General features: G+C 59.2%; 21 protein-coding genes, 3 tRNA genes and 1 riboswitch. Of the genes, 16 read left to right on the top strand and 8 right to left on the bottom strand.

Annotated features, from left to right (window positions below; genetic code table 11):
* Positions 1–220 precede the first annotated feature (220 nt).
* Positions 221–457: a YgaP family membrane protein gene (locus G454_RS0109280; RefSeq protein ID WP_027718412.1), complete on the top strand. Its 237-nt coding sequence runs from the start codon at positions 221–223 to the stop codon at positions 455–457.
* Positions 458–506: 49 nt separating this feature from the next.
* Here the strand turns inward: G454_RS0109280 and G454_RS0109285 are convergent, their stop codons facing one another.
* Positions 507–806 (bottom strand): TFIIB-type zinc ribbon-containing protein, encoded by a 300-nt coding sequence (locus G454_RS0109285; RefSeq protein WP_027718413.1) that lies wholly within the window; start codon positions 804–806, stop codon positions 507–509.
* A 165-nt stretch (positions 807–971) separates the two neighbouring features.
* Between G454_RS0109285 and G454_RS0109290 the strand changes: the two genes are divergently transcribed.
* The 3 genes from G454_RS0109290 (at position 972) to cobT (ending at position 4,430) form a co-directional block, all read left to right on the top strand.
* Positions 972–2,477: a flagellar assembly protein A gene (locus G454_RS0109290; protein WP_027718414.1), complete on the top strand. Its 1,506-nt coding sequence runs from the start codon at positions 972–974 to the stop codon at positions 2,475–2,477.
* Positions 2,478–2,539: 62 nt separating this feature from the next.
* Complete coding sequence (locus G454_RS0109295) at positions 2,540–3,031, top strand: ferredoxin domain-containing protein (RefSeq protein ID WP_035107545.1); 492 nt, start codon at positions 2,540–2,542, stop codon at positions 3,029–3,031.
* A 65-nt stretch (positions 3,032–3,096) separates the two neighbouring features.
* Positions 3,097–3,290, top strand: a riboswitch (cobalamin riboswitch).
* A gap of 69 nt (positions 3,291–3,359) precedes the next feature.
* The gene (gene cobT / locus G454_RS0109300; RefSeq protein WP_027718416.1) at positions 3,360–4,430 is read left to right on the top strand and encodes a nicotinate-nucleotide--dimethylbenzimidazole phosphoribosyltransferase; all 1,071 of its coding nucleotides are present in this window, start codon (positions 3,360–3,362) and stop codon (positions 4,428–4,430) included.
* 23 nt (positions 4,431–4,453) lie between these two features.
* Here the strand turns inward: cobT and fbp are convergent, their stop codons facing one another.
* From fbp to G454_RS0109320, 4 genes are all read right to left on the bottom strand, one after another.
* Complete coding sequence (gene fbp, locus G454_RS0109305; RefSeq protein ID WP_027718417.1) at positions 4,454–5,569, bottom strand: fructose-1,6-bisphosphate aldolase/phosphatase; 1,116 nt, start codon at positions 5,567–5,569, stop codon at positions 4,454–4,456.
* Between the two features lie 112 nt (positions 5,570–5,681).
* Positions 5,682–6,233: a pyruvate kinase alpha/beta domain-containing protein gene (locus tag G454_RS0109310; protein WP_027718418.1), complete on the bottom strand. Its 552-nt coding sequence runs from the start codon at positions 6,231–6,233 to the stop codon at positions 5,682–5,684.
* 4 nt (positions 6,234–6,237) lie between these two features.
* A complete protein-coding gene (locus G454_RS0109315; protein WP_027718419.1) occupies positions 6,238–6,879 on the bottom strand; it encodes a coenzyme F420-0:L-glutamate ligase in 642 nt (213 codons plus the stop codon).
* A gap of 3 nt (positions 6,880–6,882) precedes the next feature.
* Positions 6,883–7,782, bottom strand: a complete 900-nt coding sequence (locus G454_RS0109320; RefSeq protein ID WP_027718420.1) for an N-acetylmuramoyl-L-alanine amidase — start codon at positions 7,780–7,782, stop codon at positions 6,883–6,885.
* 182 nt (positions 7,783–7,964) lie between these two features.
* Here G454_RS0109320 and G454_RS0109325 point away from each other — a divergent pair, with 182 nt between their 5' ends.
* The 4 genes from G454_RS0109325 to G454_RS0109340 all read left to right on the top strand — a co-directional run bounded on the left by G454_RS0109325 (position 7,965) and on the right by G454_RS0109340 (position 9,136).
* Positions 7,965–8,318 carry a hypothetical protein gene (locus G454_RS0109325; protein ID WP_027718421.1) on the top strand — a complete coding sequence of 118 codons (354 nt, stop codon included), beginning with the start codon at positions 7,965–7,967 and terminating at the stop codon, positions 8,316–8,318.
* A gap of 197 nt (positions 8,319–8,515) precedes the next feature.
* Positions 8,516–8,722: a type II toxin-antitoxin system HicB family antitoxin gene (locus G454_RS0109330; RefSeq protein WP_027718422.1), complete on the top strand. Its 207-nt coding sequence runs from the start codon at positions 8,516–8,518 to the stop codon at positions 8,720–8,722.
* On the top strand, positions 8,723–8,902 hold the full coding sequence (locus G454_RS18490) for a type II toxin-antitoxin system HicA family toxin (protein WP_035107539.1): 180 nt from the start codon (positions 8,723–8,725) through the stop codon (positions 8,900–8,902).
* Between the two features lie 12 nt (positions 8,903–8,914).
* Entirely contained in the window at positions 8,915–9,136 is a 222-nt protein-coding gene (locus G454_RS0109340; protein WP_027718423.1) for an Arm DNA-binding domain-containing protein, read from the top strand.
* Between the two features lie 463 nt (positions 9,137–9,599).
* On the opposite strand, the gene G454_RS0109345 is transcribed toward G454_RS0109340, so the two are convergent.
* Positions 9,600–9,866, bottom strand: coding sequence for a hypothetical protein (locus G454_RS0109345; protein ID WP_027718424.1), 267 nt, complete (start codon positions 9,864–9,866; stop codon positions 9,600–9,602).
* 193 nt (positions 9,867–10,059) lie between these two features.
* Between G454_RS0109345 and G454_RS0109350 the strand changes: the two genes are divergently transcribed.
* Genes G454_RS0109350 through G454_RS0109365 form a run of 4 tightly spaced genes read left to right on the top strand, consistent with a single transcriptional unit; the run spans position 10,060 to position 11,068 of the window.
* A complete protein-coding gene (locus G454_RS0109350) occupies positions 10,060–10,275 on the top strand; it encodes a helix-turn-helix domain-containing protein (RefSeq protein WP_245574364.1) in 216 nt (71 codons plus the stop codon).
* A complete protein-coding gene (locus tag G454_RS0109355; protein WP_027718426.1) occupies positions 10,276–10,599 on the top strand; it encodes a DUF4258 domain-containing protein in 324 nt (107 codons plus the stop codon).
* A complete protein-coding gene (locus G454_RS18495) occupies positions 10,583–10,834 on the top strand; it encodes a type II toxin-antitoxin system MqsA family antitoxin (protein WP_035107540.1) in 252 nt (83 codons plus the stop codon). The genes G454_RS0109355 and G454_RS18495 overlap by 17 nt, the downstream gene beginning before the upstream one ends.
* 12 nt (positions 10,835–10,846) lie before the next feature.
* Complete coding sequence (locus tag G454_RS0109365) at positions 10,847–11,068, top strand: Arm DNA-binding domain-containing protein (RefSeq protein ID WP_027718427.1); 222 nt, start codon at positions 10,847–10,849, stop codon at positions 11,066–11,068.
* 360 nt (positions 11,069–11,428) lie between these two features.
* Here the strand turns inward: G454_RS0109365 and G454_RS0109370 are convergent, their stop codons facing one another.
* The gene (locus G454_RS0109370; RefSeq protein WP_027718428.1) at positions 11,429–11,944 is read right to left on the bottom strand and encodes an ImmA/IrrE family metallo-endopeptidase; all 516 of its coding nucleotides are present in this window, start codon (positions 11,942–11,944) and stop codon (positions 11,429–11,431) included.
* Positions 11,945–12,074: 130 nt separating this feature from the next.
* Complete coding sequence (locus G454_RS20390; protein ID WP_051276145.1) at positions 12,075–12,635, bottom strand: helix-turn-helix domain-containing protein; 561 nt, start codon at positions 12,633–12,635, stop codon at positions 12,075–12,077.
* Between the two features lie 93 nt (positions 12,636–12,728).
* Between G454_RS20390 and G454_RS0109380 the strand changes: the two genes are divergently transcribed.
* The 4 genes from G454_RS0109380 to G454_RS0109400 all read left to right on the top strand — a co-directional run bounded on the left by G454_RS0109380 (position 12,729) and on the right by G454_RS0109400 (position 13,555).
* Positions 12,729–13,037, top strand: coding sequence for a helix-turn-helix domain-containing protein (locus G454_RS0109380; RefSeq protein ID WP_084413404.1), 309 nt, complete (start codon positions 12,729–12,731; stop codon positions 13,035–13,037).
* Between the two features lie 237 nt (positions 13,038–13,274).
* A tRNA-Ser gene (locus G454_RS0109390) sits at positions 13,275–13,365 on the top strand.
* Positions 13,366–13,382: 17 nt separating this feature from the next.
* A tRNA-Ser gene (locus G454_RS0109395) sits at positions 13,383–13,475 on the top strand.
* A 5-nt stretch (positions 13,476–13,480) separates the two neighbouring features.
* Positions 13,481–13,555 (top strand) — tRNA-Trp (locus G454_RS0109400).
* Positions 13,556–13,960: the final 405 nt, after the last annotated feature.

Here is a 13,960-nt window from a genome sequence, read left to right on the forward strand (position 1 = left end):
CACTCAATAGATGGGCCAATGGCAAAAATAACGTAAATCAAGAATGGCGGCTACCTACGGAATGGTAGCTTCCCAATTACCAGATCCGAGGTTAGAATAACGCTTGTGAAACTCCAGGGCTGCCGGCAGGGTTAGCTTCGATCTTGGGGTACGTTAATTAATATGCTCCGCATAGAGGTTGAAGGTGTGGTGCAGGCTAAAAACGAGGTGAAATGGGGCCATGTTGTTAAAGCAAAATGTGGGGCCGGTGGACCGCTTGGCCCGCGTTGTTGGCGGGGCCGCTCTGGCCCTGCTGGCCCGCCACCCATTCATAAGGGCCATGGGCATCTTCTGGGCTCTGGAAGGGGTGCTGGGCTACTGCCTGTGGTACGACCTGATGAACGTGAGCACCCTGCCCGGGGACAGGCAGGCTAACGGTGAGGAAGGGTTTCCCATACCCAGGGAAGCCGACCTGTAAGCCTGGAAAGAAAATGAGGCCGCCGGTTTAGCACGCGGCCTCATTTTCTCTAGAAGCCCTCGATGTAGCTTTCCTTGCCGCAGCGCGAGCAGCGGTAAGAGCCGTATCCCCTGATGGTCCGGATGGCCTGCCCGCAGGAGGGGCAGCGATAGGTGATGACCTCAAAGAGGCCGCCGGTGAAAAGAGTAAACGCGATGAGCCCCGCCACCGTGCCGGAGATGACCACGGGTATGTTCAGCACCAGGCCCACTCCGGCCACCAGGAAAAAGGCGCCGATGATGATGGCCACGCGCATCAGAATGAGCATCAGCTCCAGCCCGGGAGACCGGATCTCCCCAGGGTAATACATGTGCGCACCCTCCCCGTGTCAGCTTGTGTAGTTTAATTCTCCCCGGTGGGGGCAAAATCCTCCCGGCAAGGTGCCGTGTAAGGTTTTAAGGCGGGCGGACGAATATACTTTTTAAAGAAAAAATTTTCTTTCCGGCGCCTTTTCCCCGGAGGGTGTTTGGCGAAGATGAGCGATAACACCGCGCGCCCCGGTGAACTGAAGGTAATCATCAGCGAGGACAAGTTAAAGGCCTATATTATTGCCCCGGAAGGGATTGAGCGCCTGGACCCGGAGGAGGTACGCCGGGCGCTGCAGGAGGCGGGAGTGGTCTACGGCATCCGGGAGGAGGCAGTGGCTTCCTTTGCCTCCGCCCCAACCTTCCAGCCCGTCCTGGTGGCCGAGGGCGACCCGCCCCAGCCGGGCGAGGACGAGCGTCTGGAAGTCCTGTTTGAGGCGGCTCCGCCCCCAAAAGAGGAGCTGGAAGAAAGGGAACGGGTGGACTTCCGGGAAACCAGCAACATTGTTTCCGTAGAGGCCCAGACCCTGCTGGCGGTCAAGCACCCGGCCCGGCCCGGCGTACCCGGGAGAACAGTAACCGGCGAGGAGCTTCTGCCTCCGGCGCCCAGGGTGCTGGAGCTGCGGGCAGGAAGAAACGTTGAGCTGCGCGAAAACGGCACCCAGGTGGTGGCTCTGGTAGGCGGGCGGCCATGGTACAAAAGGGTGAAGGATACCTACATATTTCACGTGGACCCCGTGCTGGTTTTCCGCGGCGATGTGTGCATGAAAAGCGGTAATATCCGCTTCAAGGGCGATGTAAAAATTTTTGGTAATGTGTGTGAAACCATGGAAGTACAGGCTACGGGCAAGGTGGAAATTAGCGGCATGGTAACCCGGGCCACGGTGACCAGCGGGGGCCACCTGACCGTGCACGGCGGGGTCATCGCCAGCAAAATACGCGCCGGCGTTACTTTCCCGGGGGCCAAAAAGCTCGCCTTTTTGCTCGGCGACATAAAGACAAGCCTGCATCGCATGGTTCAGGCCCTGGCGCAAATAAAAGAGCATGCGGAAGATAAAAATATTGCCCAGCTGGGTTTTGGGAGGATTCTCTTGGCCCTCATGGATACGAAGTTTAAAAACCTGCGCCCTCTGGTAAAGGCGGCCCAGCAGCAAATTGCCGCTGCCGGGCCTGATGCGCCGCCGGAAATTCTCCGCGTCAGGCAGTCTTTAAACTGCTTGGTGGGCCTGAACCCCTTGACGGCTAAGAGCTTTGCGGAGCTCATGCGCGAAGTGGAGGAGGCGGTCAACCTCCTGCAGGAAGGGGCGGCAAACCCGGCCAACGTCACCGTACCCTTTACCCTTGCCTCGACCATCCTGAGCTCGGGGAGCGTTTTTGTGACCAGGCGCGGGTGCGTAAACACGGTCATCAACGCCTACCAGGGAGTGGTCATTAAGGGGTCCTTTAAAGGAGGAGAAATCTTCTGCGAGGAGAAAGCAGAAATTGAGGAACTCGGCAGCACCCTGGGTTCCCCTCCGGTGGTGAGGGTGGGTCCTGCCGGGACCATCCGGGTGGGGAGGGCCTTTCCCGGGGCGGTGCTGCAGGTGGGCGAGAGTCGCTACGTGGTAACGCAGGAGAGCGGCCCGTTTAAGGCGCGCCTGGGAAAGGACGGCTTAATGGAGATCATACCTTACTAACCTTACTAAGGGGAGGCTTGGTAGGCTTGCTGCAGGAAGCCGTGCTGGTGGCTGCCCAGCTGATGGCCTTGGCGGCCAAGACCGCGCCCAAAGGGCTGGGCCAGGACTACGTGGGCATCAAGATCGTCTCCGGCGAAGAGCTGGGGAAGCTGGCCGACGAAATGGAGCGCTTCGGGAGGGAGCGCGGCAAGGCCAACTTTGACCGGGACGCCGCAAACGTGCGCCAGTCGGCGGCGGTGGTGCTCATTTACCTGACGGAAAATAAGCCCCTGGGGCTCAACTGCGGGGCCTGCGGCTACGGCCGCTGCGAAGAGGTACAGCTCCGCGAGGGGCCCGAGTTTCCCGGCCCGCTTTGCGCGTGGCGTCTTTTAGACGTGGGCATTGCCCTGGGGTCGGCGGCCAAGATGGCCAGCCTCTTGAACGTGGACAACCGCATTATGTACCGCGTGGGCACAGTGGCCCGCCAAATGGGCCTGGTACAGGGGGCCATTGCGGTGGGCATTCCCCTGGCGGCCACGAGCAAGAACATTTTCTTTGACCGTCCGGCAAAGTAATTTTCCCGGCGGCCTGCACGCAGCAGGAAAAAGCCGCTTTCCGTAGAATTGTTTTTTAAAAGCCCAATATAGAAAAGCCGGCAGGTGTCCCCGGGAGAAACCGCCGGGGGAGAATAGGGAATCAGGTGCAAATCCTGAGCGGACCCGCCACTGTAACGGGGAGCCACCTCCCAAGAGGGCCACTGGCCGCTTTGGCTGGGAAGGCGGGAGGGCGGCTGTGAACCGGAGCCAGGAGACCTGCCTGCCGGTATCACCGCTGGATGATGGCAAAGTCCACGGCTGGCAAAGCTGTGGGCTTTTTAATTTCGCGAGAGGGAGGTAGGTAGCCTTGCTTTTGGCCAAAACGCTGGCGGAGATCCGGGGCCTTTACGAGGAACCCATGGCCGAGGCCCGAAGGCGCTGGAGCAGCTTCATCATCCCCCCGGGCAGCCTGGGGCGCCTGGAGGAGCTGGCCGTGCGCGTGGCCGGGATAACCGGCAACCCGCGCCCCACCGTGGGGGCAAAGGCCGTCATCCTTATGGCCGGGGACCACGGGGTGGTGGCCGAAGGAGTCAGCGCTGCGCCCCAGGAGATCACCCACCAGATCCTGCCCGCCTTTGTGAAGGGCGTAGCCGGCATAGGGGTGCTGGGCAGGCTGGCCGGGGCCAGGCTGGTGGTGGTGGACGTCGGGGTGGCGGTGCCGGTGGACTGCCCGGGGGTGCTCCCGCGCAAGGTTCGCCCCGGCGCGGGGAACATTGCCCGCGGCCCGGCCATGAGTCGCGAGGAGGCCGTTAGGGCCGTGGAAGTGGGCATAGAGGTGGTGCAGGAGGAAATCGCGCGGGGCGCCACCCTGGTGGGCCTGGGGGACATGGGCATCGGCAACACCACCCCCTCGAGCGCCATTGCCGCCGTGCTGGGCGGCTTTACGCCGGAGGAAATTACCGGCAGGGGGACCTATGTCAACGACGAGGTGTTGCGGCGCAAGGTGGAGGTGGTGAAGAGGGCCCTGGAGGTGAACAGGCCGGACCCCGCCGACCCCCTGGACGTGCTGGCCAAGGTGGGTGGCCTGGAAATTGCCGGCCTGGTGGGGGTGATCCTGGGGGCGGCGGCGCGGCGGGTGCCGGTGATTTTGGACGGCTTCATCACCACCGCCGCGGCCATGGTGGCGGCGGCCCTGCAGCCGCTTACCAGGGAGTTCATGATTGCCAGCCACCTCTCCGAGGAGCAGGGCCACCGCCTCATGCTGGAGCACCTGGGCCTGAGCCCCATGATATACCTCAACATGCGCTTGGGTGAGGGAACGGGCGCGGCCCTGGCCATGCACCTGGTGGAAGCGGCCTGCCGCCTCATCAACGAGATGGCCACCTTTGAGGAGGCGGGCCTCTCTAACCTGGATGAGGAAAAAATCCTGTACAGCTAAAAGGGGGGATTTCTCCCCCCTTTTTAGCTGGTCGACTGGCGGATTTTGTCCAGCTTTTCAAAGCGGTTCTTTAGCTTCTTCATCACCTGCGGCATGGTAGTGTACTCCATTTCGTCCAGGTGCAGGCGGTGGGGCTCAAAGGGACCCATGCTTCGCATGTAACTGGCTATCTCGTTGGCAATGCGGCGGGCGGAATCGAAGGCCGGATCGGCAAAGAAGTCCTGCGGTCCGATGAGCTTGCCTTCGGCCAGCTGGAAGCCCAGCGCCACCACCCGCGGCGGCCCGTCAAAGCGGGAGGGAGTGGCCTGCTGCACGCTCACGGGCATCAGGGGGCCGCTGTGCGAACCGCGCATCCAGCCGCTGACCAGGTGGGGCTTGGTAAAGGGCTCCAGCACCTCACCTACGGCGGGCATGCCGCTCTGGCAGCGCACGATGCATACCGGGTCGTCTTTGCCGACGTAGCGGCCGGCCATGAGGTTCAGGCGCTGGGTGCTGGTGACGGCGGCAATCTCGCCCGTCTGCTTGTGGAAGACGCGCTTAATGCAGTACCGCCCGGGCGCCCCGATGAAAACCAGCATGTCATAAATTTCCTCGGGGGCGGAGAAGGTGACCCGCGTATTTTCAATGAGATCCCTTACTTCAAAAAGGAAGCCGTCGTGCATGCTGGGGTCGATGACCAGCCCGGCAGTGTTGAAGGGGTCGGCAAAGATCTTGTACAGGGGCAGGTTAAACGCCCCCGGCTCCGTTTTATCGGCCATGAAGACGATGATGGGCTCGCTCTTGCGCTCCTCGAATTCCATTTCGGCCACGCCGGGGCCCAGGCCTTTAATGTTGCCGGAGAAGGCGTCGGCCAGGAGGTCCTGCCCTGCCCCGTAAAGCTTGAGCTTCTTGGCCACTTCCGTGCAGGCCACGAAGGTGTCCCAGGCCAGCTGGTGAATTTCCCCGTTATTGCGCCCCAGCTCGTGGGTCATGATGAGGTTCAGGTCGTCTCCCACGTGGGTGACGTAAGAGTCTATGAGCAAGGGACTACCTTTGAGCATACCCTCGGCCTTTTCCAGAAGGGCAGGGTGAATGCTGGAGTGACCCACGCAGCCGCCTACATCTGCTTTAATGACCGTGACGGTTATTTTTTTGCCCATGAACATCCTCCCCATCCAGAAGTATACACATAATAATTATTCTTTAAGGGTAGGCTATTTTCCTCCTTTCAGGGTTAATTGTGACGGCATAATTGGGCAAAAAAGGCCGCCACTAAAACTCCCTGGGCTTGCAAATGATCTCCTTTATTTTGGTGTCAAAGAAATGATGCGAATGGGCGGGGAGGATGACGGCAGCCGTATCGGCGCCCTTTGAGGAGCCGCCGACGGCAATTACCTCCCGGCCAAAGGGTATGAGGCCGGCATCCAGAGCCATGACGGCAATCTCCACGCAAACCTTGAGGCCCTGCCCGAGCATGCGCAGCGTCTGGGCAATGATTTCTGCCGGGTACACGCCCCCGAATTTATTGCGCACGCCGCGGTCCAGCCCCCCCATGAGATGGGTGGTGGTGAGGAGCTTGACCCCCCGGGAGGCCAGCTCTTCCCTCACCTCCGGGGGCATCTCGTCCACCCCCGGCCCGGCAAAGCCCACGTGGTGGGTGACGCAGACCAGGTGGGGCACCTTCCCCACCAGCTTTTTGGCCGTTTCACCGCTGCAGGAAGCCACCACTATGTGCTCGATGCCTAGTTCCTGGGCCCTTTTCAGGGCCAGGGCAACGGTTTGCTCGGTATTGGCGGGGCCTTTCTGCGGCCAGTAAGCGGTCATCTTTTTATGCCACCTCCGCAAATTTTTTTAAGATGACAATGGGGGTTTGCTCATCTTCATTGCCAAAGGGATTTCCCCTTAAGGCTTCTTTTACGGCCTGGTAGTATTCTTTCCTGGTGAGGGCCAAAATGTCCACGCAGCCGAGATCGTTAACGTCGGCAATGACCGCCTCTGCCCCGGTGGCCTCCTTGATGGCCTCTGCCACCTTTTGCGGGTCTTTGGGACCCAGGATGATGTGGCGTTCGTACGGGTACATGGTGCCGGCAATATCGTCAATTAAGGCCAGCTCGCGGCCGGCCACAATGTAAAACCAGCCTTTCTTTCCCAGGAGCTTTCCCGCCGCTGCGGCTGCACAGCCGGCCAAGACCCTCAGCGTTCCCACCTCCTTGAGGGCCAGCTGCATGGCGGCAGGCGTGGCCAGGCTTCCCGATTTATTGGGAAAGCGGCAGAGGATGCGGGCCAGGATCCCCGGCCTGACTCTTTCCGGCAGGATGGCCCTTCCCTGGGAAATGGCCACCACACTTTCGGCCAGGGCAATGACGTCCCCCGGCCCGGCGATGCCGCTTGTATAACGGCAGGCCACTTCCACTATGTCGTCCTCCTCGGTAATGATGTGGGTGCGCACAGGGATGATGCCGGCAAACATGGCCTACTTACCCCTCTTTTCCCCGTAAGTGCAGAAGAAGCCGGCCAGGACGGCCAGGGCAAGCTTGCGATGGAAATAAGGGTTGCGCAGGATCCCCTCATCCACCCAGTTGGTTATGGTGACCGTTTCAATGGCCAGGGCGGGGCACCCTTTCACCTTTCCGAGTTCCGCCGCGGGAAAAATCCCCCGCCCGGGCACCTTTGTTTTGGAAACGATCCTTTCCAGTACCGCGCGGGCCAGGATTTCCATTTCCCGTGAGCCCGGCGGGTATAGCACGGCTGCCCCCCGCACTTTCCGATCCCCTTCACCGTGGGTGTGGAGGCTGATAAAGAGGTCGGCCCCCTCTCCTTTTCCAGCCCTTTCCTCCCAGGGCGGGTTTTCCCCCTCCGCGCGGGTAAGGATAACCTCGGCCCCGAGGCGCCGCAGCTGGCGGGAAAATTCCTGTGCCGTTTTCCACACCACGTCCTTCTCCCACAGGTTGACCGGCCCCCGGTGGCCCCCGTCCGCTCCCCCGTGGCCCGGGTCCAGGACCACGCGCTTGCCGCAGTAAAAGTCTTTCAGGGGCGAGCGGCTTAAGAGGAGCGTCAGCCGCGACGGCAGCCCTTCGGTAAAGGACACCGTCGCTTCGGCGGGGGCCTCCAGCCATACCTCAAAAAGCACCTGGCTTTCCTCCGGTTTTACGGTAATGGTTACTTCCCTGAGGATACCGTCCTGTACCGCCAGGGGCCCGGTATACATATTGGCCAGCCCGGTTACTTTAACTTGGTAGCGCATGGGGTCCGGCCTGCCCAGCTGGTAGGTAAAAGGAGAGGTGGCCTCAATGGCTAACAGCGTGTAATCCCGGCCGCCGTTATCCTCCTTCACCTTGCTGTATATATTGGTGAGGCGGGGGAGCTTGCTCAAGCGGTAAAGCCCTCCTAAGGAAAAATTTCCTGAAGAGTGTTCTGCACGGTCTCTTAATTTTCCTGCAACAAAAATAAGCCGGGTCTCGCGTAGCCTTTGCGGATTTTTGTTTTCTTTTCCATGGAATTGTAACAAAAATTGGTTACAATAGCTTTGAGGCCCATACAGGGGAGGGAGTGCTCTTGAGAAAAGTAATCCTGGTTGCGGTAGTGTTGTTCTTGGCTGTTTTCGTGATTGCCGGAAGGGGCCTCCCGGGACATTTTGATGCAATTAAAGGAAAACCGTCCTCGATCCTTGCCGAAAGTCTTCTAGGGAGCTTGGCCACAGGGAGTAACGAGCCCGCAAGCCCTGCCGGGGTTGCCCCCCGCAAAGGCCCTTATTTAGTGAAGCGCCTCGATGTGCTGGCCCGTGTCCTTGGCATGAGCAAGGGTGACCTTCAGTCCGAGTTGCGCATGGGCCGGACGATTATCGATATTGCCCCACAGAGGGGCTTGACCTTAAAAGAGATCCGCCGGATACTGAAAACGGCAAACTAAACCTGGGGTTGTGGTGCTACGCCTTTACCGTAAGCGGAAATACCGGCAGGCTTATCGAAAGCGCCATCATGCCAACACACGAGGAGGCTCCAGAAGGCGGGGGTTGGCGGGATAAGGGTGAGAGGGTTTACCCGCCACGCAGGGGTGGCTTGCAGGCGGCGGTAGGAGTGGCAGAACTGAAGGGAGGAGGACGCAAGATGAAGTTTTTGGTCACGCTCACGCAAGGAGAGGACGGCTACATCATAGCCGAGTGCCCGGCCCTGCCCGGGTGCATGAGCCAGGGGCGCACCAGGGAGGAGGCCCTGGCCAACATTAAGGAGGCCATAGCTCTGAGTCTGGAGACGCGGAAAGAGCTGGGGCTCCCGCTGTACCACGAGGTGGCCGAGGTGGAGGTGGCGGTGTAGGTGGCCCGCCTGCTGATGTGCTCCGGGGAAGAGGCGATAAGGGCTTTCGTGAAGGCCGGGTGGCGGGTGGCCAGGCAGAAGGGCAGCCACGTCAGCCTGGTGAAGCAGGGCAATCCGAACGTGTTGACGGTGCCCCTCCACGAGGTTACCGTGGAGGAGTTCCGCAGGATGCTGGAGTGAAGGAGGGAGAACGTGGCCAAGAGGGGGCATGGCGAGGGCACCATCTACAAGCGCAAAGACGGCTGCTGGGAGGCCAAGGCCAGCATTGGCTATGACCCTGCCACGGGTAGGCTGAAGCGCCTTACCCGCTACTTCCAGACGCGCAAAGAGGCCCAGGAGTGGCTGGACCAGGTACAGCACGAGAAAATAAAAAACCGGGCTCCGGGAAACCTTGCCATCTCCCGGAGCCCCTGATTTTCCTGGTGGCGTTAAGGAATACAAAGAGTAAAACAACCCTAACCCTGACCATTTTCGGGGGGGGTTAGCCGAAAAAATGAGTGCCTCGTGGTGGAAAGTTGCTATGCCCTGGATTTGTTTCGGTGGTACCGGAAAGGAATGTGCCTCGTGTGGATCTAGAAACGGGACGGCGAAGAGCTGGCCAGCATCGGAGTAAGCACGCTGGCGGGCCGCCCTGGAACTGCTCAAGCTGGTGGGGATAGGGCGAGAAGCCGAGTGGAGTTATGGCCAGACGTTAGGCCCCCCGACCTGCGAAAGGGCCGAAAGGCTAAAAGGAGGGCAGCGACCTAACAAAAAGTAGAGGGTATCCGAAATCCCTACCCCCGAAACGGGCAAAACCACCGGCCCGACACCGGAAATGCGGTTGCAGGTTTTGGCAAAGGGGGCTAAAATGGCCGGAGCCGTGGGGCTAGATTGATGATTATTGAGAAGCTCTTCTTTGTACAATGGTAACATATTTGGCGGTTATTTCCGGCAAGGTTACTTCTTGCCCAAAAATGGCTTTATAAGTTGTTCGTCCTTTGACTGTACCCCATAACTGGATAATGTCATTTTCTAAGGATACGGCTTTCGTTTGGCGATCTGGGGCCACTTCCTGCGTGATTTGTGCCTCCCACACCTGCTTTGCTTCGTTGAGCTGCACCAGCTTTTGCCTGGCGGCCTCCAGGGCCTTGAGGGTTTCCTCCAACTCCACGGGCTTGCTTTGGGTTTGTTTAATGAGCTTTTAAAGCATGTTGCCCAACTCCTAGTAATTTTCCCTGGTCCTATCTTGGTTATAGCAAAGCCATTCTGGAGCGTCAACAGGTTTTTATGAAAAACTTTCTTGTTTTTCGGGAGCAAGTTTGGTATAATCTAAACACAAGGAGGGATGTTCCTTGGTTGTGTGGGTGCTGCATGAGATAATGGGCAAGCGGAGGCTTAAAATTGCGGATGTGGCAAGAAGTACGGGCCTGGCGTGGGATACCGTAGCAGCAATATACCACGGGAAAGCGAAGGGTGTTAGCTTGGAAACCATTGATGCCCTTTGCAAAGCCCTTAACTGCCAGCCCGGTGACCTGCTGGTATACGTGCCTGACAAAGGGGAGAATAAGGCGTAAATGCTGGAGAAAATAAAGCGGTGCATCAGAGAAGGCAAGTGGCGCATGTCCTACCACGCAATCAAGCGCTGCGATAGCCGGGGAATTGAAGTGGAGGACGTCTTGACCGCCATTTGTGCCGGTGAAGTAATAGAGCATTACCCGGAGAACGCACGGGGAGAGAGTTGCTTAATCTTGGGCAAGGCGCGGGACGGAACTGCCCTGCACATAGTCTGCGCCGTGGACAATGAAGGGCGGGCGGTAATCATCACCGCCTACCGCCCAACAGAACCGAAGTGGCTAAACGAAAGAACAAGGAGGGGAAAAGATGGCAGACAAAAGTAAATGCCCTTCCTGTGGCGGAGAGGTAACTCCCGGGAAGGTGGACGTGGAGAGGCGTTGGCAGGGCCGACTGGTAATCATCGAAGGCGTACCAGCCCATATTTGCCGCCAGTGCGGGGAGACTTACTTTGACGGTGAAGTGGTCATGGAGATGGAAAGGCTAAAGAAAGCGGTGTCCGTACCCGGAGAGCGGTACATCCAGGTGCCGGTCAGGCCTTTTAAAGTGGCATCCCAGTAGGAGGGAACCGGCGTGGCCAAGAGGGGGCATGGCGAAGGTACCATTTACAAGCGCAAAGACGGCTGCTGGGAGGCCAAGGCCAGAATTGGCTATGACCCTGCCACGGGTAGGCTGAAGCGCCTTACCCGCTACTTCCAGACGCGCAAAGAGGCCCAGGAGTGGCTGGCCCAGGGACAGCACGAGAAAATAAAAAACCGGGCTCCGGGAAACCTTGCCATCTCCCGGAGCCCTTGATTTTCCTGGTGGAGGCAAGGGGACTCGAACCCCCGACCTCTAGAGTGCGATTCTAGCCGGATGATCGGCAGAAACCCAGGAATATCAAGGGCCGGGCGGGATCTCTGCCAGAAAATGTCTGTCTAGTTAGTCCGGTTAGATCGCCTATTTTCGGGTTAGTCCAAGATAGTTCGTTAGCAATCCGTTAGCAAACCGTTAGCAAACTCTCGGCGGGGAGGGGGGATCGGTTCCGCCAGCAACCGGTTCGAAAAACAAGATACCGGAAATGCGAAGGCGCGCGGGGTCACCTGCACGCCCCCGCGCCCCGCCCGGGCGGGCGGCAAACGAGAAGGATCCGGGCAATCCGGATCCTTTTTTCTATCATGAACATGCCACATCCCCCTCATACCCGGGCACCTCCACCCCCAGTTCCCGTAGGAAGCCCGGGCCCCTGAGGCGGGCCGCCCTGGCGAGGTACTCGGCGGCCCCCAGGGGCACGCCGTGGGCCTCCGCGAAGGCGTAAAGGTTGTAGCCGCACGCCTCGAACAACTCCCGGTTCCAGGCGAGGAGGTACAGCAAGGCGAAGAGGTTCACCTCGGCCTCGCGCTTCCACGAGACGCCCCGGTGGAACCGCCGCAGGTGGAACCTGACCTCCCCGGGGTGGAGCACCTGGTGGCCGACCTCGTGCACGAGCACGCCATCCTGCCTGGCGGGAGGCAGGGAGGCGTCGACGAACACCACCCTCTTCCCATCCACGGAGAACGAGATGCCGTGAGCTGAGCGGAGGGGCAATTTTACCGACACCACGCCCACCTCGCGGGCGAGGTCGGCCGGAGAAAGCAGGCCGTACCTGCGGATGACCTCCTCAACCCTGCCTGACACAAAATCCAAGAGCACGCGGATACCCCCATACAGCGAACGTATGTACGTTGCCGGACAAGCCCCAGTATAGCAGAAACCCGGCAGGGAGGGAAGGGGCGAACGCCCGGAAAATTGCGACGAAATTCGACAAAAAAAATAAAAAACCCTACCCGGCCAGGCGCTCAGCTCCCCGACGGCGCGGAACCACCACCTCCTCCGCCCAGAGGGGAGCTTTTTTTGCGGTCAGCCTGCTCTGCTTGAGGAGGAACTTCAGGAAGTAGACCATCGCGTCGCGGATGTCGAGCAGTACGTCCTCGTCGAGTTCGTGGCCCACGGGCACGCCGTCGAACATCACGTGGTCGGAGCGGAGCACCATGTCCAGCGCCTCCTCCACCGTCAGGGTCTCGGGGTCGCGGTCGGCGAAGCGCTGGAGGAGTTCGGCGACGGTGAGGCGGTTTGGCTTGGAAGGTTTCACTTCCTCTCGATCCGCATTTTTCTTTTGTTCTAGATTCCCGGTCGGAATATCTTCCGTCTGACCCAGGAGGTAATCAACGGACACCCCCAACGCGGTGGAAAGTCTCTTTAGCATCTCGATATCGGGTTCATGTTGGTTATTTTCATAGCGAGCAATAGTAGCCTGAGAAATATTTAGCATGGAAGCCAAATCTTTTTGTTTGAGTCCCTTCCTCAACCTCGCAGCGCGCAACCTTTCACCAAAAGTTGGCATATTTACCTTTCCCTCCTTGAAGATACCGTTTTGGTATAATTATATCCCAAAAAAGCCGGGTATGAAATCTCTTTTTCCAAAAACGAATATTCGATGTTGACATATACCGATGTTGTATATTATAATAGCCTCGGAATACTCGCCCAGTATACGAAGGGCGGGGGTGAAACCGTGCAAGTGGATCTCGCCAAAATAAAGTTCCTCCGAAAACAGAAAGGACTAACCCAGAAAGAACTTGCCCGGCTCCTAGGTTTTAAGAGCCAAGTGGGGTACCACTACATAGAATCTGGGAAACACCAGATGAAAATCCACCACTTAGCCACCCTAGCTAAACTACTCGGAGTAAAAATGGAAGACCTGTTAATACACGATCCCAAGTCACAAACCAAGGTGGTATGTTGACCAAAGTACTCCCCTTCCCCAACCCCAACGATTTAGCCGCGGCATGCAACTTCGTCCAAGCTAGGGCAAAGGTCACAACGTACTCCCGTACAGCAACGGTCGCCACCGGGGTGGTTAGAGCCATCATGGACAAGTACGGCCTCAGAAGGCTACCGTGCGGGGACATAGTGGCCGTAACCTCAGACATCCCGGGTTGGGTGGAGTTGAGGCCGCGGGCACGGATCCCGCGGTGGGCGCGGAGGGGTGGCCGAGTGGACTAAGGCGGCGGCCTCGAAAGCCGCTAGGCCACCAGTTGGTCCCGCGGGTTCGAATCCCGCCCCCTCCGCCATTCCCTGAACGCACCGCGGAGGGATGGCCGAGCGGCAAAGGCACCCGCCTGCTAAGCGGGTAGGCGGCCAGGAAACCGCCCCGGGGGTTCGAGTCCCCCGTCCTCCGCCACGCACGGGGGAGTAGTTCAGCGGCCAGAACTCCGGACTCCAAATCCGGCAACGCGGGTTCGAGTCCCGCCTCCCCCGCCAGAAAAAATTTCCGGGAGGGAAAGTAGTGGAACTCTTCAAGTGTGGGTACTGCGAGCATTTCAGACCGCTCGGGAGGAGCGGCGTCGGCTCGTGCACCGAGGCCAAAGGCGCCCTCCACGGCGGCGGCCACGTCACTTGGGCCACTTCGAAAGCGTGCGGGGGTTTCGCCCTGCGGCCGGAGGACGATAGGGAGGGGGTGAGGGGGTGCGCAGAAGGGTCGTTTTCCTCTACCGCGGCCCAGTTAAGGGTTTGCTCGAAGCGGTGAGGGAGTGGATGAGGTTGCAACTCAACTAAGAAAAAGAAAGGCCTCGGGAAAAACCCTCGGCCGTAGAAGAAAGTTGTCCGTTAATTGCTTCTCTTCCCTATTGTATCAGAAAGCTTAGTTGCAAAGAAAGGTAAGCTACC

Source organism: Desulfovirgula thermocuniculi DSM 16036, from assembly GCF_000429345.1.
Taxonomy (GTDB): domain Bacteria; phylum Bacillota; class Desulfotomaculia; order Desulfotomaculales; family Desulfovirgulaceae; genus Desulfovirgula; species Desulfovirgula thermocuniculi.